Genomic DNA, 22,704 nt, shown 5'->3' on the forward strand with positions numbered 1-22,704 from the left:
ACGGAAGCCCAGCCTATGAGCGGGGGCACTCCCGGTCACGCGAGCCGTACGCGCGATTCACAGGCACCCCGCTGTACGGACGTAGCCGCACATCGGTCACGGATTGAACACTCAACCTTCCCGAAGGAAGGTGCGGCCATACGGTCATCCCCTCGCGCCACACGTCTGGGGGGACCACATGACCAACCCGTACACCACGCCGTCCGCTTCCGGCCCGGCGCCCAAGTGGGCCCGGAAGCGGTACGTCCTGCCCGCTCTCGCGCTCGCCCTCTTCATCGGCGTCGGCATAGGCGCCGACGGCGGGGACACGGCGAACGACGCGAAGCCCGCGGCGGCCAAGCCGACACCGACGGTCACCGTGACGGCCACGGCGACCGAGACCGCCGAGCCGGAACCGGCGGAAACCGTCACCGCCACGGAGACCGTCAAGGTCACCAGGACCGTCACGGCACAGGCCAAGGCGGACACCGGCTCCGGCTCCGGCTCCGGTTCGGGCGACGACTCCGGCAGTGTCTACTACGCCAACTGCAGCGAAGCCCGCGCCGCCGGTGCCGCTCCCATCCACCGCGGCCAGCCCGGCTACGCCCCCCACCTGGACCGCGACAACGACGGGGTCGCCTGCGACAGTTGATCCGGCGTCGGGCTCGCCGAGAGTTACCGGCCGGTCACATCACGTTCACATCACGGGTCCTTCATACCGCCTCCACAAGTGCGGTCCCTCAATAGGTTCGTCACCTCGTATCTGACCGACCGTCACTTCTTGATCACGCGTCCGGACATCGGCACGACCTGTCCGCACGACCCCGGAAGGACCCGCAGTGAAGCTGCACCGCAAGCCCGGCGCCCTCGTCGTCGCCGCGCTGGCCCTGGCCGTACTCCCGTCGGCCGCCTCGGCCCACGACGGCGACCACCCGTTCGAGAACTGCACGGATGCGTACGCCGCCGGGTACGCGAACATCCCCAAGGACGACGAGCATTACGGCCCCCATCTCGACCGGGACGGCGACGGCATCGGCTGCGACCAACCGCCCGCGGACTTCGTCCCCGCCGCCGACAAAACGACCGGTGAAACGACCGACAAGGCCGGCGACGACCTCGCCGAGACCGGCGGCACCGACACCACCCCGTACCTCGCGGCCGGCAGCGTGGTCGCCCTCGTCGCCGGCAGCGGGGTCCTGCTGGTGGCGCGCAGGCGCCGGGCGCCGGCGGGCCGCCCGTAAAGAGCCGAAAAGGCCGAAGGGGCGGAACCCCCGCACAGGGTCCCGCCCCTTCTTGGTGATCCGGAGTCGCCGCCCATCGGTGTTGAGGGTCGGGGACGGACGACGACTCCGGCGTCTTCGGTCGGTCAGGTCAGCGGTGGTCGCTGCCCGCCGACTCCGAGGCCGCGCGGCCCGCCTCCAGGCGGGCCACCGGGATGCGGAACGGGGAGCAGGAGACGTAGTCCAGGCCGACCTCGTGGAAGAAGTGGACCGACTCCGGGTCGCCGCCGTGCTCGCCGCAGACGCCGAGCTTGAGGTCGGGGCGGGTGGCGCGGCCGGCCTCGGCGGCCAGCTTCACCAGGGAGCCCACGCCGTCCTTGTCGATCGTCTCGAACGGCGACACCCCGAAGATGCCCTTCTCCAGGTAGGCCGTGAAGAAGCTCGCCTCCACGTCGTCCCGGCTGAAGCCCCACACCGTCTGGGTGAGGTCGTTCGTGCCGAAGGAGAAGAACTCCGCCGCCTCGGCGATCTGACCGGCGGTCAACGCGGCGCGCGGCAGCTCGATCATCGTGCCGATCGACAGCTTGAGCGACGTCCCGGTCGCGGCCTCGACCTCCGCGATCACCGCGTCGGCCTCCTCGCGGACGATCTCCAGCTCCTGGACCGTGCCGACGAGCGGGATCATGATCTCGGCGCGCGGGTCGCCCTTGGCGTTCTTGCGCTCGGCGGCGGCCTCGGCGATGGCCCGTACCTGCATGGTGAACAGGCCGGGGATGACCAGGCCGAGACGCACACCGCGCAGGCCCAGCATCGGGTTCTGCTCGTGCAGGCGGTGGACCGCCTGGAGCAGCCGCAGCTCGTTCTCGTGCGGCTCCTGGCGGGACTCGGCGAGGGCGACGCGGACCGACAGCTCGGTGATGTCGGGCAGGAACTCGTGCAGCGGCGGGTCCAGGAGACGGACCGTCACCGGGAGGCCGTCCATCGCCGAGAACAGCTCGACGAAGTCCTTCTTCTGCAGCGGCAGCAGCTCCGCCAGGGCGGACTCCCGCTCCTCCTGCGTGTCGGCGAGGATCAGCTTCTCGACCATCTCGCGGCGCTCACCGAGGAACATGTGCTCGGTACGGCACAGCCCGATGCCCTGCGCGCCGAAGCGACGGGCGCGCAGCGCGTCCTCGGCGTTGTCCGCGTTGGCGCGCACCCGCAGCCGGCGCTTGCGGTCGGCGAAGGCCATGATCCGGTGCACGGCCTCGACGAGTTCGTCGGCGTCCTGGGCGCCCGCGTGCATGCGGCCCTCGAAGTACTCCACGACCGGGGAGGGGACCACCGGGACCTCGCCCAGGTAGACCTTGCCGCTCGACCCGTCGATGGAGATGACGTCGCCCTCCTCGACGACGTGTCCGCCCGGGACCGTCATCCGGCGCCGCTTGGTGTCGACCTCCAGCTCCTCGGCGCCGCAGACACAGGTCTTGCCCATGCCGCGCGCGACGACGGCCGCGTGCGAGGTCTTGCCGCCGCGCGAGGTCAGGATGCCCTCGGCCGCGATCATGCCGTCGAGGTCGTCGGGGTTGGTCTCCCGGCGGACCAGGATGACCTTCTCGCCCGAGCGCGACCACTTCACGGCGGTGTACGAGTCGAAGACCGCCTTGCCGACCGCGGCACCCGGCGAGGCCGCGATTCCCCGGCCGATCTGCTCGACCTTGGCGTCCTCGTCGAACTTGGGGAACATCAGCTGGGCGAGCTGGGCGCCGGTGACCCGCTGGAGCGCCTCGGCCTCGTCGATCAGGCCCTGGTCCACCAGCTGGGTGGCGATACGGAAGGCGGCACCGGCCGTCCGCTTGCCGACGCGGGTCTGGAGCATCCACAGCTGACCGCGCTCGATGGTGAACTCGATGTCGCAGAGGTCCTTGTAGTGGTTCTCCAGCGTCTCCATGATCTGCATCAGCTGGTCGTACGACTTCTTGTCGATCTGCTCCAGCTCCGCGAGCGGCACGGTGTTGCGGATGCCGGCGACGACGTCCTCGCCCTGGGCGTTCTGGAGGTAGTCGCCGTAGACGCCCTGGTGGCCGGAGGCGGGGTCGCGGGTGAAGGCGACGCCGGTGCCGGAGTCGGGGCCGAGGTTGCCGAAGACCATGGAACAGACGTTGACGGCCGTGCCCAGGTCGCCGGGGATGCGCTCCTGGCGGCGGTAGAGCTTGGCGCGGTCGGTGTTCCAGGAGTCGAAGACCGCCTTGATCGCGAGGTCCATCTGCTCGCGCGGGTCCTGCGGGAAGTCCCGGCCGGCCTCGGTCTTGACGATCCGCTTGAACTTGGTGACGAGCTTCTTGAGGTCGGCCGCCTCCAGGTCGGTGTCGACCGCGACCTTCTTGGCGTCCTTCGCGGCGTCGAGGGCCTCCTCGAAGAGCTCGCCGTCGACGCCGAGGACCGTCTTGCCGAACATCTGGATGAGGCGGCGGTAGGAGTCCCAGGCGAACCGCTCGTCGCCCGCCTGCTCGGCGAGGCCCTTCACCGACTTGTCGGAGAGGCCGATGTTGAGGACCGTGTCCATCATGCCGGGCATGGAGAACTTGGCGCCGGAGCGGACCGAGACGAGCAGCGGGTCGTCGGCCTGGCCGAGCTTCTTGCCCATCCGCTTCTCCAGGGCGTCGAGGTGCGCACTCACCTCGTCACGCAGTGCCACCGGCTCCGCGCCGCTCTCCAGGTAGACCTTGCAGGCTTCGGTCGTGATGGTGAAGCCGGGGGGAACGGGGAGTCCCAGGCTGGTCATCTCGGCGAGGTTCGCGCCCTTGCCGCCGAGGAGGTCCTTGAGGTCCTTGTTTCCCTCGGTGAAGTCGTAAACGAACTTCGCTACGTGGGGTTCTTTGTTTTCCGACACGGTTCTCGACTCCCTCGAGGACGCGGTGGCTGCCCTGACGACGGGGAACATACCCAGATCGAAGGCTCATGGGTACGTCCACTTGCGCGTCATGTGCTCGTAACCAGCCCTCTGCCAGCGGATCGAAAGTCAAAGCTTGGCAAGCAATCGGGTGATCATGTGTTCATCTCTTGAACGCATGTCATCCCAAAGCCGCCTCATGACGCTCACATGAGCGGCTTTGGGTACGTCTGATTTCGATCGATGAACGATCAAGGGGTGGCACTGGGTGCCACCCCTTGGAGAAGTGCAGTCGCCCAAGATCCGCTCATCTGAGCGTCACCCCGATCAGAGGTGGCGAGAATCACGCCGTCCTCAGCGGCCGGGTACCACCATGCGGACGTCACACACCGAGCGCCAGCAGCCGTTCCTCCGCCCGCCCGGGCGCGTACAGGTGCTCCACGACCAGGGCACCCGCCCCCACCAGCCCGGCCCGCTCGCCGAGCCGTGAGGTGACGACGTCCAGATGAGCGGTGGAGCGCGGCAGCGCCCGCTGGTACAGCAGCTCGCGCACGCCCGTGAGGAAGGGGGTTCCGGCCAGATCCCCGGCGATCATCAGCACCCCGGGGTTCAGCAGCGTCACCACGGTCGCCAGCACGTCCCCGACCTGCCGCCCGGCCTCCCGGGCGAGCGCGGCGGCCTCCACATGCCCGGCGGTCAGCAGGTCCCGCACGTCCGAGCCGGACGCCGCGGGCACCCCGCGCTCGGCCAGCCGCCGCGCCACGGCACCGCCGCTCGCGACGGCGGCGAGACAGCCGTACGACCCGCACCGGCACAGCGCGTCGGTACCGACCCGGATGTGCCCGATGTCCCCGGCGCCCCCGTCGATCCCCCGATAGATCGAACCGTCGACCACCACACCCGCGCCGATACCGGTGGACACCTTGACCAGCACGAAGGCCGAGCAGTCCGGGTGTCCGGTGCGCTGTTCGCCGTACGCCATGAGGTTGGCGTCGTTGTCGACAAGGACCGGCACCCGGCCGGCGCCGGTGTGCTCGCTGAACGCCCTCGCCAGGCGCTCTCTTATGTCGTAGCCGTCCCAGCCCGGCATGATCGGCGGCTGGACGACCCGGCCGCTCTCGCTGTCGACCGGCCCCGGCACGGCGAGCCCGATGCCGCACACCTCGCCGGCCCGGTGCCCCGCCTTCTCCAGCAGCTCGCCGAACCAGCGGCCCAGCTCGCCCAGCACCGCGTCCGGACCGTCCTCGATGACGAGGGTCCCGCCGTGCTCGGCGAGGATCTCGCCGGTCAGGGAGAGGACGGCGGCGCGGGCGTGCCGGGTGTCGAGGTCGGCGCCGAGGACGACGGCGTGGGAGTCGTCGAACTCCAGGGTGATGGAGGGGCGTCCGCCGAGCGGGGAGTCCACCGGACCGCCGGCCCCTTCGCGCAGCCAGCCGGCCCGGAACAGCCGGTCGAGGCGCTGGCCGACGGTGGCCCGGGAGAGACCGGTCACCTGTTGCAGGGCACCACGAGTCGTCGCTCGTCCGCTTCGCACCAGTTCGAGCAGTTCGCCGGCGCTCGCTTGAGCTCGACCACTCATGCGCACCCCCTTGTGTTTCTCAAGCTTGCATTACATATTGAGTTTTGCGTGTTAAATAGACGTAACTCTAAGGTGGCCTCGACCGAACTGGTCAGGCCGAACGTCTTCGGGGAGCCCCGAGTGGATCGCACCGCCCAGCTGACCTCGCATGTCCGGACCCGACCCTTCGTATACGAACCGGACGTCACGACACATTCTCTGCACGTCAGGGCGGCCCACGTACTGGAGGCCAACTGGACGGGCACCTCCACGGTCCCCTCCCGCAACCTGTACCCGCACCAGTGGTCCTGGGACTCCGCGTTCATCGCGATCGGCCTGCGGCACCTGTCGCCGTTAAGGGCACAGACGGAACTGGAGACGCTGCTCGACGCCCAATGGGGTGACGGGCGCATCCCGCACATCGTCTTCAACCCCTCCGTGCCGCTCGACGCGTACTTCCCGAGCCCCGACTTCTGGCGCTCCTCGACCGCGGGGCGCGCTGCGGGCGCCCCGCGCACCGTACAGACGTCCGGCATCGTGCAGCCACCGGTGCACGCGCTGGCCGCCTGGCTGGTGCACCAGGCCGACCCCGGCCTGTCCCGGGCCCGCGGCTTCCTCACCCGGGTCTACCCCCGCCTGGCCGCCTGGCACCGCTATCTCCTGCACCGCAGGGACCTGGGCGGCGCCGGTCTGGCGTCGGTGGTCCACCCCTGGGAGCAGGGCATGGACAACAGTCCTTGCTGGGACGCCCCGTTGAGCCGGATCACCCCGGCCCCGGCCCGCTCCTTCCGCCGCGCCGACCTCGACCACGGCTCCCCGGAGGACCGCCCCACGGACCTGGACTACGGCCGCTACGTGCGCCTGGCGACGGACTACCGGGACGGCGAATACGCCGACGGGGCAGGGGAGTTCGCGGTCGAGGACCCGTCCTTCAACGCCCTGCTCATCGCCTCCGAGCACGCACTGGCCCGTATCGCCCAGGAGTTGGGCGCCCCGGGCACCGCCCGCCACACCCGGGCCGAGCGCCTGACCACGGCCCTGATCGACCGGCTCTGGGACCCGGCGGAGGGCATGTTCTTCTGCCGTGACGTCCGCACCGGCAGGCTCATCCCGGAGCGCAGCGTCTCCGGTCTGATCCCCCTCGTCCTGCCCACACTCCCCCGGGACGTCGTCACGGCCCTGGTCCGCACGACGGCCTCCAAGCACTTCGGACTCGGCGCCACCACCCGCCTGGTCCCCAGTTACGACCTGCTCGGCGAGGCCTTCGACCCGCACCGCTACTGGCGCGGCCCGGCCTGGTTCAACACCAACTGGCTGCTGGAGCGCGGCCTGCGCACCCACGGCGAACGGGGCCGGGCCGCCGCCCTGCGCAGGGCGGTCCTGCACCTCGCCGACACCTCGGACTTCGCGGAGTACGTCGACCCGTACACCGGCGAGGCCTGCGGGGCGACCGGCTTCGGCTGGACCGCCGCGCTCTCGCTCGACCTGCTCCACAGCGCCACCACCCACACGGGATCCAAGGGAGGGGACCGGGAATGACGGACCGGCATCATCTGCTCGTGCGCGGCGGGACGTTCGCGGCCGTGGGAGACGGCGGGGACATCAGCGGAGTCCGGAGCGGCAGCTCCCCGTCCCCCGAAGGGTTATTCGTACGCGACGCCCGCCATCTCAGCCGCTGGCAGCTCACGGTGGACGGCGCCGTCCCCGAGACCCTGACCCCCGTGGCCGACGGCGACACGGCCCGCTGCGTCCTGGTCCCCCGGGGCGGCCGCAACGAGCCCCCGGCATACACGATCTTCCGCGAACAGGCGGTGGGCGACGGCGCGTTCGTGGAATCCCTGAAGGTGACGAGCAACCGCCCGGTCCCCACCACGGTCCGCCTGGCGGTCACCGCGGACGCCGACTTCACCGACCAGTTCGAACTCCGCTCCGACTACCGCACCTACACCAAGATCGGCGCCACCCGCTCCCGCGAAGTCCTGGACTCCGGCGTGGAGTTCACCTACCAGCGCGGCGAATGGCGTTCCTGCACGACGGTGACGGCCGAGCCCGCGCCGGACGCCGTGGAGGAGACCGGCACCGGCGCCCGCCGCCTGGTCTGGACGCTGGACCTGGAGTCGCACGCCACGGCGGAGCTGACCCTCCGGGTGATGGCCCGCCCGCACGGCGACAAACGCGCCCTCCGCGTCCCCAAGTCCCCCACCGCACTCAACGCCGAACTCATCGCCCTGGAGGGCGAGTTCGTGGAGGGCGTGGCCTTCCCGACCGGCTGGCCCGAACTGGCCGCCGCGTGCGCCCGGGGCCTGGCGGACCTGGCCTCGCTCCAGGTCCCGGCGACGGGCCCGGACGGCGAGACCCTGCACGTCCCGGCGGCAGGCGCCCCCTGGTTCCTGACCCTGCTGGGCCGGGACGCCCTGCTGACCTCGCTCTTCGCCCTCCCCTACCGCCCCCAGCTGGCCGCCGCCACCCTCCCCGCCCTCGCCGCGGCCCAGGCGACGGAGACCGGCGCGAACGCGGTGGCCCAGCCGGGCAAGATCGTGCACGAGGTACGCCACGGAGAGCTGGCGCACTTCGGCCAGGTCCCCTACGGCCGCTACTACGGCTCGGTGGACGCGACGCCTCTCTTCCTCGTCCTCCTGGGCGCCTACGTCGAACAGACCGGGGACGTCACCCTCGCCCACCGCCTGGAATCCCACGCCCGCGCGGCGATCGGCTGGATGCTGGACCACGGCGGCCTGACCTCCCGCGGCTATCTCGTCTACCGCGCCGACCAGGGCGGCCTCGCCAACCAGAACTGGAAGGACTCCCCCGGCTCCATCTGCTCCTCCGACGGCACCCGGGCCTCCGGCGCGGTGATGGCGGCGGGCGCGCAGGGCTACGCGTACGACGCGCTGCGGCGCACGGCGTGGCTGGCGCGGACGGTGTGGGCGGACGAGACGTACGCGGCCCTCCTCGAACAGGCCGCGGGCGACCTGCGCGACCGCTTTCAGCGGGACTTCTGGATGCGGGACCACGCCTTCCCCGCCCTCGCCCTGGACGGCGACGGCCGCCAACTCGACGCGCTCGCCTCCGACGCCGGGCATCTGCTGTGGTCGGGGCTGCTGGACAAGGAGTACGGCGAGGTGGTGGGCCGGCGCCTGCTGGAACCGGACTTCTTCTCGGGCTGGGGCGTACGGACGCTGGCGGCCGGGCAGGCGGCGTACCACCCGCTGTCGTACCACCGCGGTTCGGTGTGGCCGCACGACAACGCGCTCATCACGCTGGGACTGGCCCGGTACGGGCTGCACGACGAGGCGCGCTCGGTGGCCCACGGCTTGGTCGACGCGGCGACGGCGGCCGGCCATCGGCTCCCGGAAGTCATCGCCGGGTACGGCAGGGACACGCATCAGGAGCCGGTGCCTTATCCGCATGCGTGTGTGCGGGAGGCTCGGTCGGCTGCGGCGCCTCTTGCGTTGCTGACGGCGGTGGGGGGCGCCTAGTAGCTCGTCAGGACCTGTTGTGGGGCGGGTGCGGGTGGGCTTCGGCTGGTCGCGCAGTTCCCCGCGCCCCTGAAAGCACGGCGTTGAGCAGCCGTTTGCTTGGTGTTTGCCCGGCACCCCTGAACGGCCACCCACGGCACCCCGTACCCGAATGTGGCGGGTCCGAGACCCCATGTCGGACCCGCCACCACGCCATCGGGTCCCGCACGGAAGGTCCTTCGGGTGTCCGTCTCCACCAGCACGCCCCCGCCGACCGAGGACGTCGTCCTCGACGCCCCAGCCAGCCCCCGTCCCCCGATCCTCCGCTGGACGGTCACCGCCCTCGCCGCCCTTCTCGTCCTGGCCGCACTCCTCCTCCCCAACGCGCTGCCCGCCCTCAAGCCCAACCGGTTCACGCGCATCCCGGTGGAGGCGATCATCGGGGCGGCGGTGGCGCTGTGGCTGCCGAGGCGCCCCAGGATCATCGTGGCGGCGGTGTCAGGCGCAGGCCTGGGCGTCCTGACGATCCTGAACCTGCTGGACATGGGCTTCCGGGACTACCTGGGCCGGGGCTTCAACATGATCCTGGACTGGGAGCTGCTGGACGACGCGCAGTCGTACATGAAGGACTCGATGGGCGGAACGGTCACCGTCCTCGCCACCGTCGGAGCGATCGTCCTCGTCCTGCTCCTGCTGTCCCTGACGGCCCTGGCCATGGTCAGGCTGAGCAACGTACTCGTGGCGAACCGGGCGAAGGCGACCCGGGGCACCCTGATCGCGGCCATCGTCTGGATCACCTGTTACGCCCTCGGGCTCCAGCTCGGCGGCATGCCGATCGCCGCCGACCGGGCCGCGGCGGCGCTGAAGATCCAGGCGACGCGGGTGACGGACACGATCCGCGACGAGGCGGCGTTCGCCCGCGAGGCCAAGTCGGACACGTTCGGGGCGACCCCCGGCAGCCAGCTCGTCCCCGACCTCCGGGGCAAGGACGTGATCTTCACCTTCATCGAGAGCTACGGCCGCAGCGCGATCGAGGACCCGATCATGGCGCCGGGCGTGGACCGGACGCTCACCACCAGCACCGAGGCCCTCAAGAAGGCGGGCTACAGCGCGCGCAGCGGCTGGCTGACGTCGGCGACGTACGGCGGCAGCAGCTGGCTGGGCCACTCCACCACCCTGTCCGGCCTGTGGATCGACAACCAGCAGCGCTACCGCACCGTCATGGCCAGCGACCACCTCAGCCTCACCAAGGCGTTCCAGAAGACGGGCGCATGGGACACGGTCGGCGTTATGCCGGGCATCCAGAAGGGCTGGCCGGAGCAGCGCTACTACGGCTTGGACAAGGTCTACAACGCCTTCCAACTCGGCTATCAGGGCCCGAAGTTCAGCTGGTCGACGATGCCCGACCAGTACGCCCTGGAGGCCTTCCAGCGCCAGGTCCACGGCAAGAAGCGGGACAAGCCCCTGATGTCGGAGGTCATCCTGACCTCCAGCCACCAACCGTGGGCCCCGATCCCCAAGATGGTCGACTGGAACGACCTGGGCGACGGCAAGATCTTCAACGCCATCCAGAAGGCGGGCAAAAAGCCCGCGGACATCATCACGGACCCCACCAGGTCCCGCGAGGAGTACGGCAAGTCGATCCAGTACTCGGTGACGGCCCTCACCCAGTGGCTGGAGCGCTACGGCACCAAGAACACCCTCCTGGTCTTCCTGGGCGACCACCAGCCCATAGCCCGGGTCAGCGGCAACCACGCCAGCCGCGACGTCCCGATCTCCATAGTGGCCAAGGACCCCAAGGTCCTGGACAAGATCGCCGACTGGAACTGGACGGAGGGCCTGAAGCCGGCCCACAACGCCCCGGTCTGGAAGATGAGCGCGTTCCGCGACCGCTTCCTGAAGGCATACGGATCGACACCGCACCCGTCGAAGGACTGAGCAGCCGCCCCCGCGGACCCGCAGCGCGCGACGGCGGGAAGGGGACGTGTCGGGGGGTGTCCGCCCGCAGCGGTTGGCGCGTCAACACGGCCGCCCTTGACAGGCGACCGATTCCGCGCCGTTCCGAGGACGGACACCCCCCGGCGCGGCCCCGACCCCCAACGAACCGCCCCGCGAACGCGAACCCCCACCCGGCCGCACCCACGGCTCACCCGCCGGACGTGTCCAGTTCCGCGTCCTCGCCGACACCCGCGCAGTCGTACGGATCCTTCAGCCAACCATCCGGCAGGACAACCCGGTTGTTCCCCGACGTACGCCCCCGAGGACCGTCCGCCCCCACCGGCCACGCCTGGTCGAGGTCCAACTCGTCGAGCCCCGACCGCAGTTCCTCCAGCGACGACGTGATCGCCAGCCGCTTGCGCATCTCGCTGCCGACCGCGAAGCCCTTCAGATACCAGGCGACATGCTTGCGGAAGTCGACCACACCCTTGGACTCGTCGCCGATCCACTCCCCGAGCAACCGCGCATGGCGGACCATGATGTCGGCCACCTCACGCAGCGACGGACGCGAGATGTCCTCCGTACGCCCCTCGAACGCCGCCACCAGGTCCGCGAACAGCCACGGCCGCCCCAGGCACCCACGCCCCACGACCACGCCGTCGCAGCCGGTCTCGCGCACCATTCGCAGCGCGTCCTCCGCCGACCAGATGTCGCCGTTGCCGAGGACCGGGATCTCGGGCACATGCTCCTTCAGGCGCGCGATGGCGTCCCAGTCGGCCGTGCCGCCGTAGTGCTGCGCCGCCGTACGCCCGTGCAGCGCGATCGCCGTCACGCCCTCCTCGACCGCGATCCGCCCGGCGTCGAGGTAGGTGATGTGGTCGTCGTCGATGCCCTTGCGCATCTTCATCGTGACCGGCAGATCGCCCGCCCCCGACACCGCCTCACGCAGGATCGCCCGCAGCAAAGGCCGCTTGTACGGCAACGCCGACCCGCCGCCCTTGCGCGTCACCTTCGGCACCGGGCACCCGAAGTTCAGGTCGATGTGATCGGCGAGCCCCTCCTCCGCGATCATGCGGACGGCCTTGCCGACGGTGGCCGGGTCGACGCCGTACAGCTGGATGGAGCGCGGCTTCTCGCTCTCGTCGAAGTGGACCAGCTGCATGGTCTTCTCGTTGCGCTCGACCAGCGCCCGCGTCGTGATCATCTCGCTCACGAACAGCCCCTTGCCCCCGCTGAACTCCCGGCACAGGGTGCGGAAGGGCGCGTTGGTGATCCCGGCCATGGGTGCCAGGACGACGGGCGGCTGAACGGTGTGCGGCCCGATCTGGAGGGGCGCGGTGGTCGTGGACATTCCCCCATTGTCGCGTACGACGACCCGTGCCCCGCGCTCGATTCCCGCTCGCCCCTTGCTGGACCCCCGCTGGACCCCTGCTCGATTCCCACTCGATCATGTAATGACCATTAGTTAGACGCACTATCGAAATCGGCGTACGCTGGAGCGCATGCCCGAGCTCAGCCACCGCCGGCGCCTCCTCGTCCTCGCGATCTGCTGCATGAGCCTGCTGATCGTGAGCCTCGACAACACGGTGCTGAACGTCGCCCTGCCGTCCATGCAGCACGACCTCGACGCCACCACGTCGGGCCTGCAGTGGACGATCGACGCCTACACGCTCGTCCTGGCCTCGCTGCTGATGCTGGCCGGGTCGACGGCCGACCGGATCGGCCGCAAGCGGGTCTTCATGGCGGGCCTGGTCGTCTTCACGCTCGGCTCGGTGCTGTGCTCCCTCGCCCCGAACCTGGAGGCGCTCGTCGTCTTCCGCATGGTGCAGGCGGTCGGCGGCTCGATGCTCAACCCGGTCGCGATGTCGATCATCACCAACACCTTCACGGACCCGCGTGAGCGCGCCCGCGCGATCGGCGCGTGGGGCGCGGTGGTCGGCATCTCGATGGCCGCCGGACCACTGGTGGGCGGCCTGCTCGTGGACTCGGTGGGCTGGCGCTCGATCTTCTGGATCAACCTCCCGGTCGGCCTCGCCGCCCTCCTGCTCACCCTCCGCTACGTCCCCGAGTCCCGCGCCCCCAAGGCCAAACGCCCCGACCCGCTGGGCCAGTTCCTGGTGATCGTGCTGTTCGGCTCACTGACGTACGCGATCATCGAGGCCCCGAACGCCGGGTTCACCTCGACACTGCCGTACGCCGCGCTGGCACTGGCCGCGCTGCTGGGCATCCTCGGGTACGAGCCGCGGCGCGAGGAGCCCCTCATCGACCTGCGGTTCTTCCGTTCCGTTCCCTTCAGCGGGGCGACGGTGATCGCGATCAGCGCGTTCGCGGCGCTGGGCGGGTTCCTGTTCCTGTCGACGCTGTATCTGCAGAACGTCCGGGGGCTGGACGCGCTGCACGCGGGGTTGTGGATGCTGCCGATGGCGGTGCCGACGTTCCTGTGCGCGCCGATGTCCGGGCGGCTGGTCGGCACCCGGGGGCCGCGTGTGCCGCTGCTGATCGCCGGGGTCGCGATGACGGCGAGCGGGGTGATGTTCGCGGCGTTCGACGCGGAGACCTCGGACGTCACGCTCTTCATCGGATACGTCCTGTTCGGCGTCGGCTTCGGGTTCGTGAACGCGCCGATCACGAATACGGCGGTGTCCGGGATGCCGCGCGCCCAGGCCGGGGTGGCGGCGGCGGTCGCCTCCACGAGTCGGCAGCTCGGGCAGACGCTGGGGGTCGCGGTGATCGGTGCGGTGCTGGCGGCCGGGGTGCGATCGTCGTCGTATGCCGAAGCCTTTGTGTCGGCCGCCGGGCCGGGGTGGTGGATTCTTGCCGGGTGCGGGTTCGCGGTGCTGGTGCTGGGTGCGCTGAGCAGTGGGGTGCGGGCTCGGCGCAGTGCGGAGCGGGTGGCCGAGCGGTTGTCGTCTGCTGAGGTGCGGGAGGCTGTGGGGGTGTCCGCCTAAGCGCCGTTGGGGGTCCGTTCCAGGGCGATCGCGTGCAGCCGTTCCAGCCGCTCCTTGGACTCCTCGTCCGCCGGCACGTACGTCACGATGCGCGGCCCCGCCTCCGGCCCCAGCCACATGTCGGTGTGATCGACCGCGACCCGGCCCACGTACCGGTTCAGGAACTCCTTGCGCTTGCCGCGATGGGCGTCGACCTCATGCCGGTCCCAGACCTCGCGGAATTCGGGGGACTCGGTGCGCAGGCGCTGGAGGAGCATCTTCCAGGCCGGCTCACCGAGGTGCCCGGCCATGGTGGCGCGGAAGCGGGCGGCCATGAGGCGCTGGGTCTGGTCCAGGTGCACGATCGAGGACCGCCACGGCTCGTGCGTGTAGGAGAGGATCAGGCAGTTGCGGTCCTCCGCGGGCACCGCGTCGAGGTCGCAGAGCAGCAGCCCGTACGTGCGGTTGTAGGCGAGGATGTCGTACCGGCTGTTCTGCACGCACGCCGGGATGGGCTCCAGCTGTTCCAGGACACGTTGGATCGCGGGGGTGATGGAGGGACAGGTGGTGGCCGGCGTCGGGTCGACCGCGCCGGCGAGCTGGAAGAGGTGGGCCCGCTCGCTGCGATCCAGGAGCAGGGTGCGGGCCAGCGCGTCCAGGACCTGTACCGAGACCTGGATGTCCCGCGCCTGCTCCAGCCACGTGTACCAGGTGACGCCGACCGCCGAGAGATGCGCGACCTCCTCGCGCCGCAGCCCGGGCGTCCGGCGCCGGCGCCCTCGGGGCAGACCGACCTGCTCGGGGCTGATGTGCTCACGCCGGTGCCGCAGGAACGCGGCGAGCTCATGCCGCCGCACCTCCGCGGCTCCCGTCGCGCCGGAGCTCGCGGGGGCCGTAACCGTCACCTCGGCCATCGTCGTCATGCCTCCAGCGTGCCGCCGGGCGAACCCTGTTTCCAGGTACTCCTTCTACCAGGATAAAGACACTCTGGTACCAGTCTGAGGTCCGGCGGACGCTGGAGTACGTGACCACCGAAACCATCACTCCACGTCACCTCGACACCACCGGCGCACCGCCCGTGCTCGGCGGCCTCGGTCTCTTCACGGTGCTGCTCGGCGCGGCACTGCCCCTCATCGACTTCTTCATCGTCAACGTCGCCCTGCCCACGATCGGCCGGGACCTGTCGGCGAGCGAGTCGGTCCTCGAACTCGTCGTGTCCGGTTACGGGTTGGCGTACGCCGTGCTGCTCGTCCTGGGCGGCCGGCTCGGCGATCTCTTCGGCCGGCGCCGGCTCTTCCTCGGCGGCATGGCGGCCTTCGGCCTGACCTCGCTGGCCTGCGGGCTCGCGCCCACCGCGTGGACGCTGGTCGCGGCCCGGGTCGCGCAGGGCGCCGCGTCGGCCGCGATGCTGCCCCAGGTGCTGGCCACCATCCAGGCGGCGACCAGCGGCCAGCGCCGCGCGAAGGCCATGGGCCTGTACGGCGCCACGGCGGGCCTGTCCATGGTCGCCGGCCAGATCCTCGGCGGGGTGCTGGTCGCGGCCGACATCGCGGGCACCGGCTGGCGCTCGGTCTTCCTCGTCAACGTCCCGGTCGTCGTCCTCGGCCTGGTCCTCGCCGCCCGTGCCGTACCGGAGACCCGCTCCCCGCGCCCCGAGCCGGTGGACGGCCCCGGCACGGTCCTGCTGGGCGTCTCCCTGCTCACCCTGCTGGCCCCGCTGACCGAGGGCCGGGCGGCGGGCTGGCCGCTGTGGACGTGGCTGTCGCTGGCGGCGTTCCCGTTCGCGGCGGCGGCGTTCTGGGCGGTGGAGCGCGGGGCGGACCGGCGCGGCCGTACGCCCCTGGTCCCGCCGAGCCTGTTCCGGCTGGTGTCGCTGCGGCGCGGGCTCGTGATGATCGTGCCGTTCTCGATCGGGTTCAGCGGCTTCATGTTCGTGATCGCGGTGGCGTTGCAGCGCGGCGCCGGGCTGGGGCCCGTCAAGGCGGGGCTCGCTCTCGCGCCCATGGCGGTGGTGTTCTTCTTCACCTCGCTCGCGGGCCCGCGGCTGGTCGCGAAGTACGGCACACGGGTCGTCACCGCGGGTGCGGTGATCCAGGCGGTGGGCGTGGCCCTGATGGCCCTCGCGGCCTGGCGCTCCTGGCCGGACCTCGGCCTGGTCGAACTGCTGCCGGGCGCGGCGATCGCGGGCGCGGGCCAGGCCCTCCAACTCCCCGTGATCTTCCGCATCGTCCTCTCCGAGGTTCCGCAGGCCCGGGCGGGCGTGGGCAGCGGCGTGATGATCACCACCCAGCAGGCCGCTCTGGCGCTGGGCGTGGCCACCCTCGGCACGCTGTTCCTCTCCCTGATCCCCACCCTGGGCATGCGCGACGCCCTGATCACCACGCTCCTCGCCCAACTGGCGGGAGTGGCCCTGACGGGCCTGCTGAGCCTGCGCCTGCCTCGGACCGTCGGATGAGGACTGTTCACGGTTCAGCGAACTCGCCGTGAAGAAGCTCCTGTTGATGTTGTGATTGCTGCACACTGCCTCACCGGAGGCGAGGCATCATGTTGCAGATCAGCACGAGCAAGGTGAGCCGCTGGGACCAGCACGGGCGGGAGCATGTCGTCCAGGTGCTGCGCAAGGGCCCCCAGCGCACGATCAGATGCGACACCTGCGGCTGGAAGAAGGCCGCACAGTTCCTGCCCTGGCTGAAGGCGGAGGAACATCTGCTGGAGGCCCATCAGGCGACGGTGAACCCGAAGGACGACTGACCCCTCAGGCCCGCAGCCCCCGGACGAGAAGGTCCACGACGGCCTCGAACTCGGCCTGGATGTCGTGGCGTTGCCAGGCGGCGGCGTAACCGGGGTCGTGGAAGCGGCCCGTGGCGTGGAAGACGGCACGGGCCGTGGCCTCGGGGTCGGGGGCGGTGAAGACGCCGGTGTCGACGCCGTCCTGGACGATCCGGGCCAACTGGCCGGTGAGATCGGCGAGATGGGCGCTGACAGCCTCGCCGCTCTCCACGGCCAGGACCTGGTAGGTCGCGAACAGCTCGGGATCGTCACCGGCCTTGCGGCGCTTGGCGGCGAACAGGGCGGTGAGCCACTCGCGCAGCCGGGTCTCGGGGTCGCCGCCGGACGTCGCGATCCGGGCCAGCGTCTCGGTCGTACGGTCCAGCCACCGCTTCGTCACCGCCTCCCGCAGCGCCGCCTTGGTGCGGAAGTGCCGGTAGACGCTGCCATGACTGACGCCGAGCGCACGGGCCACGTCGACCACGGTGGCCTTGGCCGGGCCGTGGCGGCGCAGCACCTCCTCGGTGGCTTCGAGGATGCGCTCGGCGGTCAGGGTCTCGCTGGTGGCGGGCATGCCTAGACGGTACCCGGCGTCGCGATCAGCGCTCGCTGTCGAGCATGGCCATCTGGGCGGGGGCGTACCGGTCGCCGGCCGCCGCGTCCGCCGGTACGGCGGCCTCGACGGCGGCGAGGTCGGCCGCGTCCAGCGTCACGTCCAGGGCGCCCAGGGCCTCGTCGAGCCGCGCCCGGGTCTTGGCGCCGATCAGCGGCACGATGTCGTCGCCCTGGGACATCACCCAGGCGATCGCGATCTGCGCGACGGAGACGCCCTTCTGCTCGGCGATCTTGCGCAGGGCCTCGACCAGAGTGAGGTTGTGCTGGAGGTTGTCGCCCTGGAAGCGGGGCGAGTGGGCGCGGAAGTCGTTCGCCGCGTACTCCTGGCCGGGTGTGACATGGCCGGAGAGCAGCCCGCGCGAGAGCACACCGTACGCGGTGACGGCGATGCCCAGCTCGCGCAGGGTGGGCAGGATCTCCCGCTCCGGGCCGCGGGAGATGATCGCGTACTCGATCTGGAGGTCGGCGATCGGGGCGGTCGCGGCGGCCCGGCGGATGGTGTCGGCGCCGACCTCGCTCAGGCCGATGTGGCGGACGTATCCCTGCTCGACGAGTTCCGAGATCGCGCCGACGGTCTCCTCGATCGGCACGTTCGGGTCGAGCCGGGCGGGGCGGTAGACGTCGATGTGGTCGACGCCGAGACGCTGGAGGGAGTAGGCGGCCCAGGTCTTCACGGCGGCCGGGCGCGTGTCGTAGCCGAGCCAGGAGCCGTCCGGGCCGCGCTGGGCGCCGAACTTCACGCTGAGCAGCGCGTTCTCCCGGAGGGCGGGCGGGGCGGTGCGCAGGGCCTCGGCGACGAGCAGTTCGTTGTGGCCCATGCCGTAGAAGTCGCCGGTGTCGAGCAGGGTGACGCCTGCTTCCAGGGCGGCGTGGATGGTGGCGATGGACTCGGCACGGTCCGCCTCGCCGTACATGCCGGACATCCCCATGCAGCCGAGGCCGAGGGGGAAGACCTGGGGGCCGGTGGTTCCGAGGGTGCGGGGGGTCTGAGTCGTCATGCCGTCCAGCCTGACATGACAGCTGACAGATTTCAATATCTGTCAGCTGTCATCCGTCAGTGCCATCAGTCATCAGCCATCAGCAAAGGCTCCCCGGACAGCACAACGGCCCTCGACGCAGGTCCCCTGAGGGACCCGCACCAAGGGCCGATGCGGAGAGGCTTCGCGTCCTAGCAGCCGACGAGGCGGCTCGCCAGGTAGCCCTCGATCTGGTCGAGGGACACGCGCTCCTGCTTCATCGAGTCACGCTCGCGGACGGTCACGGCGTTGTCGTCCAGCGTGTCGAAGTCGACCGTCACGCAGTACGGCGTACCGATCTCGTCCTGGCGGCGGTAGCGGCGGCCGATGGCGCCGGCGTCGTCGAACTCGATGTTCCAGTTCTGGCGCAGCGCCTGGGCGAGGCCCTTGGCCTTCGGGGACAGCTCGGGGTTGCGGGAGAGCGGCAGCACCGCGACCTTCACCGGGGCGATGCGGTGGTCGAGCCGGAGCACCGTGCGCTTCTCCAGCTTGCCCTTGGCGTTGGGCGCCTCGTCCTCGACGTAGGCGTCGAGCAGGAACGCCAGCATGGTGCGGCCGACACCGGCGGCGGGCTCGATGACGTACGGGGTGTAGCGCTCACCGGCCTCCTGGTCGAAGAACTGGAGGTCCTGGCCGGAGGCCTTGGAGTGCGCGGTGAGGTCGTAGTCGGTGCGGTTGGCGACACCCTCCAGCTCGCCCCACTCGCTGCCGCCGAACTGGAAGCGGTACTCGATGTCGGCGGTGCGCTTGGAGTAGTGGGAGAGCTTCTCCTGCGGGTGCTCGTACCACCGCATGTTCTCTTCACGCAGACCCAGGCCGGTGTACCAGTTCCACCGCTCCTGCATCCAGTACTCCTGCCACTTCTCGTCCTCGCCCGGCTTGACGAAGAACTCCATCTCCATCTGCTCGAACTCGCGGGTGCGGAAGATGAAGTTGCCGGGCGTGATCTCGTTGCGGAAGGACTTGCCCATCTGCGCGATGCCGAACGGCGGCTTCTTGCGCGCGGCGGTCTGCGTCAGGGCGAAGTTGATGAAGATGCCCTGGGCGGTCTCCGGGCGCAGGTACGCGACGGAACCGGAGTCCTGGGTCGGGCCGAGGTGCGTGGAGAGCAGACCCGAGAACTGCTTGGGCTCGGTGAACTGGCCCTTGGTGCCGCAGTTCGGGCAGTTGATGTCGGCGAGGCCGTTCTCGGGGAGGCGGCCCTTCTTCTCCTCGTACGCCTCCTCCAGGTGGTCCGCGCGGTAACGCTTGTGGCAGGAGGTGCACTCGGTCAGCGGGTCCGAGAAGGTGGCGACGTGACCGGAGGCCACCCAGACCTCGGGAGCCAGGATCACGGACGAGTCGATACCGACCACGTCCTCGCGCGACGTCACCATGTAACGCCACCACTGGCGCTTGAGGTTCTCCTTGAGCTCGACACCCAGGTGTCCGTAGTCCCAGGCGGCGCGCTGACCGCCGTAGATCTCACTACAGGGGAAAACGAAGCCACGGCGCTTGCTCAGGCTGACGATGGTGTCGATCTTGTCGGCGGCCACGGTGCTCTCTTCATGACGAATGGACGGCAGCGAATGACTCAGGTTACCGGCGCCGACACCCCCGGTATCAAATCGGTCCGGGCCTCCACCCCTCTCACCGGCCCCTTACCCAGCTTTGTTGACAACGGTTTCCATATTTGTTGAAAATGACTGTCATGAACGTACGACGACAGCACATATCCGGGACCGTCATCGCGGCCGTCTCCGCCCTCGGTCTCGGGACCCTCTCCGCGTGCTCCGGCGCGAGCGCGGCCGGCAACACGGACAAGTTCGACGTCGTCGCCTCGTTCTATCCGATGGCCTACCTCGCCGAGCAGATCGGCGGGGACCACGTGCACGTCACCAGCCTCACCGAGCCCGGCCAGGAGCCTCACGACCTGGAGATCAGCGCCAAGCAGACCGCGCAGCTCCAGGAGTCCGACGCGGTGCTCTACCTCAAGAACCTCCAGCCCTCCGTCGACGACGCGGTGGCCCAGTCCGAGGTCAAGACCAAGATCGACGCCGCCTCCCTCACCACGCTGGAGAAGCACGGCAACGAGGTCGGCGGCCACGCGGCCGAGCACGACGACCACGCGAACGAGGAACTGGCCGGCCTCGACCCCCACATCTGGCTCGACCCGGTGCGCTACGCCCAGGTCGCGGAGGGCGTCGGCAAGGCCTTCGAGAAGGCCGACCCGGACCACGCGGCCGACTACAAGAAGAACACCGCGGCCCTGGTGAAGAAGCTCGCCGGCCTCAACACCCGGTTCGAGGCCGGGCTGAAGAACACCAAGACCAAGGTGTTCATCACCACCCACGCCGCCTTCGGCTACCTCGCCGAGCGCTACGGCCTGACCGAGGAGGCCATCAACGGCCTCGACCCCGAGTCGGAGCCCAGCGCCAACCGCGTCAAGGACCTTGAGAAGATGGCCAAGGCCGACGGCGTCACCACCGTGTTCTACGAGACGCTCGTCAGCGACAAGACCGCGAAGACCATCGCCTCCGACGCGAACCTCAGGACGGACGTCCTCGACCCGATCGAGGGCATCACGTCCAAGTCCAAGGGCGACGACTACTTCCAGGTCATGGAGTCCAACCTCAAGGCGCTGCAGAGCGCGCTAGGCGCCAAATGACCCACCCGGAGGAGTTCGTGTCCGAGCCCGTCATCTCCCTGCGCGGCGTCCGCGCCGACCTGGGCTCGCGGCCCGTGCTGCGCGGCATCGACCTCACCGTGAACCGCGGTGAGGTCGTCGCGCTGCTCGGCGCCAACGGTTCCGGCAAGTCGACGGCCGTGCGCAGCATCATCGGCCAAGTGCCGCTCGCCGCGGGCGAGATACGCCTGTTCGGCACCCCCCGCAAGGCGTTCAAGGACTGGGCGCGCGTCGGCTACGTCCCGCAGCGCACCACCGCCGCGGGCGGCGTCCCGGCGACGGTCACCGAGGTCGTCTCCTCGGGCCGTCTGTCCCGCGCCCGCTTCGGCGTGCTGCGCAAGTCCGACCGCGAGGCCGTGCGCCGGGCCCTGGAGCTGGTCGGCATGGCGGACCGTGCGAAGGACTCGGTGGACGCGCTGTCCGGCGGCCAGCACCAGCGCGTGCTGATCGCCCGCGCGCTCGCCGCCGAACCCGAACTGCTGATCATGGACGAGCCGATGGCGGGCGTCGACCTGGCCAGCCAGGAGGTGCTCGCGCACACCCTGGAGGAGCAGGTCGCGGCCGGTACGACGGTCCTGCTGGTGCTGCACGAACTGGGCCCCCTGGAGCCCCTGATCGACCGCGCGGTCGTGCTCCGCGACGGCTGTGTCCTGCACGACGGACCGCCCCCGAAGGCGGTCGGCCAGCACGCGCTCCCCGGCCACGACCACGTCCACCCCCACGAGCCGATCCACACGGGACTGCTGAGCTGATGGAGATCCTCGACTACGCCTTCATGCAGCGGGCCCTGCTCGCCGCCGTCCTGGTCGGCATCACCGCCCCGGCCGTGGGCATCTACCTCGTCCAGCGCCGCCAGGCCCTCATGGGCGACGGCATCGGCCATGTGGCCATGACCGGCGTCGGCCTCGGCTTCCTGCTGAACACCTCGCCGGTGTGGATGGCGACCCTCGTCTCCGTCCTCGGCGCGGTGCTCATGGAGCTGATCCGCTGGTACGGCAAGACCCGCGGCGACATCGCCCTCGCGATGCTCTTCTACGGCGGCATGGCCGGCGGCGTGATGTTCATCAACCTCGCGCCCACCGGCTCCAACGCCAACCTCACCTCGTACCTCTTCGGCTCGCTGTCGACGGTGTCGCAGTCGGACGTGACGGCGATCTGTCTGCTCGCGGCCTTCGTGGTGCTGGTCACCCTGGGTCTGCGCCGCCAGCTCTTCGCGGTCAGCCAGGACGAGGAGTTCGCGCGGGTCACGGGACTGCCGGTGCGCGCCCTGAACCTGCTGACGGCGATCACCGCGGCCGTGACCGTCACGGTCGCCATGCGGGTGGTGGGCCTCCTGCTGGTCTCGGCCCTCATGGTCGTCCCGGTGGCGGCGGCGCAGCAGCTCAGCCGCAGTTTCGCCGCGACCTTCGCGATCGCCGTGGCCATCGGCGTCACGGTCACCATCAGCGGCACCGCCACGTCGTACTACCAGGACGTCCCGCCCGGCGCGACGATCGTCCTGCTGACCATCGCGGCATTCATCCTGACCACGGCCCTGGCCACCCCGCTGGCCCGCCGCCGGGCGCGAGCGGCAGCGGCCGCGCGGACCGCCGGGGACCCGGCGGAGTGTGTGATTCCGGCCAGTCGGGCTGGCGAGGGAAAGGTAGGCGTCTGACTGGGCACTGCGCGGGCTGGCACAATGGCCCGG

General features: G+C 70.4%; 18 protein-coding genes. 11 read left to right on the top strand and 7 right to left on the bottom strand.

Features of this window, described 5'->3' with window-relative positions:
- Window positions 1-178 precede the first annotated feature (178 nt).
- Window positions 179-631, top strand: coding sequence for an excalibur calcium-binding domain-containing protein (locus CRP56_RS13880; RefSeq protein WP_097263852.1), 453 nt, complete (start codon window positions 179-181; stop codon window positions 629-631).
- Window positions 632-818: 187 nt separating this feature from the next.
- A complete protein-coding gene (locus tag CRP56_RS13885; RefSeq protein ID WP_097263854.1) occupies window positions 819-1,220 on the top strand; it encodes an excalibur calcium-binding domain-containing protein in 402 nt (133 codons plus the stop codon).
- A 130-nt stretch (window positions 1,221-1,350) separates the two neighbouring features.
- On the opposite strand, the gene ppdK is transcribed toward CRP56_RS13885, so the two are convergent.
- Both ppdK and CRP56_RS13895 read right to left on the bottom strand, forming a co-directional pair.
- Window positions 1,351-4,071, bottom strand: coding sequence for a pyruvate, phosphate dikinase (gene ppdK / locus CRP56_RS13890; RefSeq protein WP_097263856.1), 2,721 nt, complete (start codon window positions 4,069-4,071; stop codon window positions 1,351-1,353).
- A 382-nt stretch (window positions 4,072-4,453) separates the two neighbouring features.
- Window positions 4,454-5,650: an ROK family protein gene (locus tag CRP56_RS13895; RefSeq protein ID WP_097263857.1), complete on the bottom strand. Its 1,197-nt coding sequence runs from the start codon at window positions 5,648-5,650 to the stop codon at window positions 4,454-4,456.
- A gap of 120 nt (window positions 5,651-5,770) precedes the next feature.
- Between CRP56_RS13895 and CRP56_RS13900 the strand changes: the two genes are divergently transcribed.
- The 3 genes from CRP56_RS13900 to CRP56_RS13910 all read left to right on the top strand — a co-directional run bounded on the left by CRP56_RS13900 (window position 5,771) and on the right by CRP56_RS13910 (window position 11,025).
- Entirely contained in the window at window positions 5,771-7,168 is a 1,398-nt protein-coding gene (locus CRP56_RS13900; RefSeq protein ID WP_097274018.1) for an MGH1-like glycoside hydrolase domain-containing protein, read from the top strand.
- The gene (locus CRP56_RS13905) at window positions 7,165-9,108 is read left to right on the top strand and encodes an amylo-alpha-1,6-glucosidase (RefSeq protein WP_097263859.1); all 1,944 of its coding nucleotides are present in this window, start codon (window positions 7,165-7,167) and stop codon (window positions 9,106-9,108) included. Before CRP56_RS13900 ends, CRP56_RS13905 begins: the two co-directional genes overlap by 4 nt.
- A 297-nt stretch (window positions 9,109-9,405) precedes the next feature.
- Entirely contained in the window at window positions 9,406-11,025 is a 1,620-nt protein-coding gene (locus tag CRP56_RS13910; protein ID WP_097274020.1) for a sulfatase-like hydrolase/transferase, read from the top strand.
- Between the two features lie 208 nt (window positions 11,026-11,233).
- On the opposite strand, the gene dusB is transcribed toward CRP56_RS13910, so the two are convergent.
- Complete coding sequence (gene dusB / locus CRP56_RS13915; RefSeq protein WP_097263860.1) at window positions 11,234-12,376, bottom strand: tRNA dihydrouridine synthase DusB; 1,143 nt, start codon at window positions 12,374-12,376, stop codon at window positions 11,234-11,236.
- A gap of 151 nt (window positions 12,377-12,527) precedes the next feature.
- On the opposite strand from dusB, the gene CRP56_RS13920 reads away from it, so the two are divergent.
- Window positions 12,528-13,973 carry an MFS transporter gene (locus CRP56_RS13920; RefSeq protein WP_097263862.1) on the top strand — a complete coding sequence of 482 codons (1,446 nt, stop codon included), beginning with the start codon at window positions 12,528-12,530 and terminating at the stop codon, window positions 13,971-13,973.
- Here CRP56_RS13920 and CRP56_RS13925 read toward each other — a convergent pair.
- Window positions 13,970-14,866 (bottom strand): helix-turn-helix transcriptional regulator, encoded by an 897-nt coding sequence (locus tag CRP56_RS13925; protein WP_097274021.1) that lies wholly within the window; start codon window positions 14,864-14,866, stop codon window positions 13,970-13,972. The genes CRP56_RS13920 and CRP56_RS13925 overlap by 4 nt on opposite strands.
- Before the next feature lie 110 nt (window positions 14,867-14,976).
- On the opposite strand from CRP56_RS13925, the gene CRP56_RS13930 reads away from it, so the two are divergent.
- A complete protein-coding gene (locus tag CRP56_RS13930) occupies window positions 14,977-16,407 on the top strand; it encodes an MFS transporter (RefSeq protein ID WP_097263864.1) in 1,431 nt (476 codons plus the stop codon).
- 89 nt (window positions 16,408-16,496) lie between these two features.
- Window positions 16,497-16,703, top strand: coding sequence for a hypothetical protein (locus tag CRP56_RS13935; protein WP_059191659.1), 207 nt, complete (start codon window positions 16,497-16,499; stop codon window positions 16,701-16,703).
- Between the two features lie 4 nt (window positions 16,704-16,707).
- Here CRP56_RS13935 and CRP56_RS13940 read toward each other — a convergent pair whose 3' ends face one another.
- From CRP56_RS13940 to CRP56_RS13950, 3 genes are all read right to left on the bottom strand, one after another.
- Window positions 16,708-17,295, bottom strand: coding sequence for a TetR family transcriptional regulator (locus CRP56_RS13940; RefSeq protein ID WP_097263866.1), 588 nt, complete (start codon window positions 17,293-17,295; stop codon window positions 16,708-16,710).
- Between the two features lie 25 nt (window positions 17,296-17,320).
- Entirely contained in the window at window positions 17,321-18,334 is a 1,014-nt protein-coding gene (locus CRP56_RS13945; RefSeq protein ID WP_097263867.1) for an aldo/keto reductase, read from the bottom strand.
- A gap of 170 nt (window positions 18,335-18,504) precedes the next feature.
- Window positions 18,505-19,887 (bottom strand): glycine--tRNA ligase, encoded by a 1,383-nt coding sequence (locus tag CRP56_RS13950; RefSeq protein ID WP_097263868.1) that lies wholly within the window; start codon window positions 19,885-19,887, stop codon window positions 18,505-18,507.
- A gap of 155 nt (window positions 19,888-20,042) precedes the next feature.
- On the opposite strand from CRP56_RS13950, the gene CRP56_RS13955 reads away from it, so the two are divergent.
- From CRP56_RS13955 to CRP56_RS13965, 3 genes are read left to right on the top strand one after another with little or no spacing between them, the layout of a single operon-like run.
- Window positions 20,043-20,999 (top strand): metal ABC transporter substrate-binding protein, encoded by a 957-nt coding sequence (locus CRP56_RS13955; RefSeq protein ID WP_097263870.1) that lies wholly within the window; start codon window positions 20,043-20,045, stop codon window positions 20,997-20,999.
- On the top strand, window positions 20,996-21,769 hold the full coding sequence (locus CRP56_RS13960) for a metal ABC transporter ATP-binding protein (protein WP_097263871.1): 774 nt from the start codon (window positions 20,996-20,998) through the stop codon (window positions 21,767-21,769). The genes CRP56_RS13955 and CRP56_RS13960 overlap by 4 nt, the downstream gene beginning before the upstream one ends.
- Complete coding sequence (locus CRP56_RS13965; protein WP_097263873.1) at window positions 21,769-22,671, top strand: metal ABC transporter permease; 903 nt, start codon at window positions 21,769-21,771, stop codon at window positions 22,669-22,671. The genes CRP56_RS13960 and CRP56_RS13965 overlap by 1 nt, the downstream gene beginning before the upstream one ends.
- Window positions 22,672-22,704: the final 33 nt, after the last annotated feature.

It is taken from the genome of Streptomyces sp. TLI_55, from assembly GCF_900206255.1.
Taxonomy (GTDB): domain Bacteria; phylum Actinomycetota; class Actinomycetes; order Streptomycetales; family Streptomycetaceae; genus Streptomyces; species Streptomyces aquilus.

What these genes read in the sequence shown, in the direction of transcription:
- CRP56_RS13880 (WP_097263852.1), top strand. Translation starts at nt 179, where the DNA reads ATGACCAACCCGTACACCACGCCGTCCGCTTCCGGCCCGGCGCCCAAG.
- CRP56_RS13895 (WP_097263857.1), bottom strand. Translation starts at nt 5,650, where the DNA reads ATGAGTGGTCGAGCTCAAGCGAGCGCCGGCGAACTGCTCGAACTGGTG.
- CRP56_RS13905 (WP_097263859.1), top strand. Translation starts at nt 7,165, where the DNA reads ATGACGGACCGGCATCATCTGCTCGTGCGCGGCGGGACGTTCGCGGCC.
- dusB (WP_097263860.1), bottom strand. Translation starts at nt 12,376, where the DNA reads ATGTCCACGACCACCGCGCCCCTCCAGATCGGGCCGCACACCGTTCAG.
- CRP56_RS13920 (WP_097263862.1), top strand. Translation starts at nt 12,528, where the DNA reads ATGCCCGAGCTCAGCCACCGCCGGCGCCTCCTCGTCCTCGCGATCTGC.
- CRP56_RS13925 (WP_097274021.1), bottom strand. Translation starts at nt 14,866, where the DNA reads ATGGCCGAGGTGACGGTTACGGCCCCCGCGAGCTCCGGCGCGACGGGA.
- CRP56_RS13935 (WP_059191659.1), top strand. Translation starts at nt 16,497, where the DNA reads ATGTTGCAGATCAGCACGAGCAAGGTGAGCCGCTGGGACCAGCACGGG.
- CRP56_RS13940 (WP_097263866.1), bottom strand. Translation starts at nt 17,295, where the DNA reads ATGCCCGCCACCAGCGAGACCCTGACCGCCGAGCGCATCCTCGAAGCC.
- CRP56_RS13945 (WP_097263867.1), bottom strand. Translation starts at nt 18,334, where the DNA reads ATGACGACTCAGACCCCCCGCACCCTCGGAACCACCGGCCCCCAGGTC.
- CRP56_RS13955 (WP_097263870.1), top strand. Translation starts at nt 20,043, where the DNA reads ATGAACGTACGACGACAGCACATATCCGGGACCGTCATCGCGGCCGTC.
- CRP56_RS13960 (WP_097263871.1), top strand. Translation starts at nt 20,996, where the DNA reads ATGACCCACCCGGAGGAGTTCGTGTCCGAGCCCGTCATCTCCCTGCGC.
- CRP56_RS13965 (WP_097263873.1), top strand. Translation starts at nt 21,769, where the DNA reads ATGGAGATCCTCGACTACGCCTTCATGCAGCGGGCCCTGCTCGCCGCC.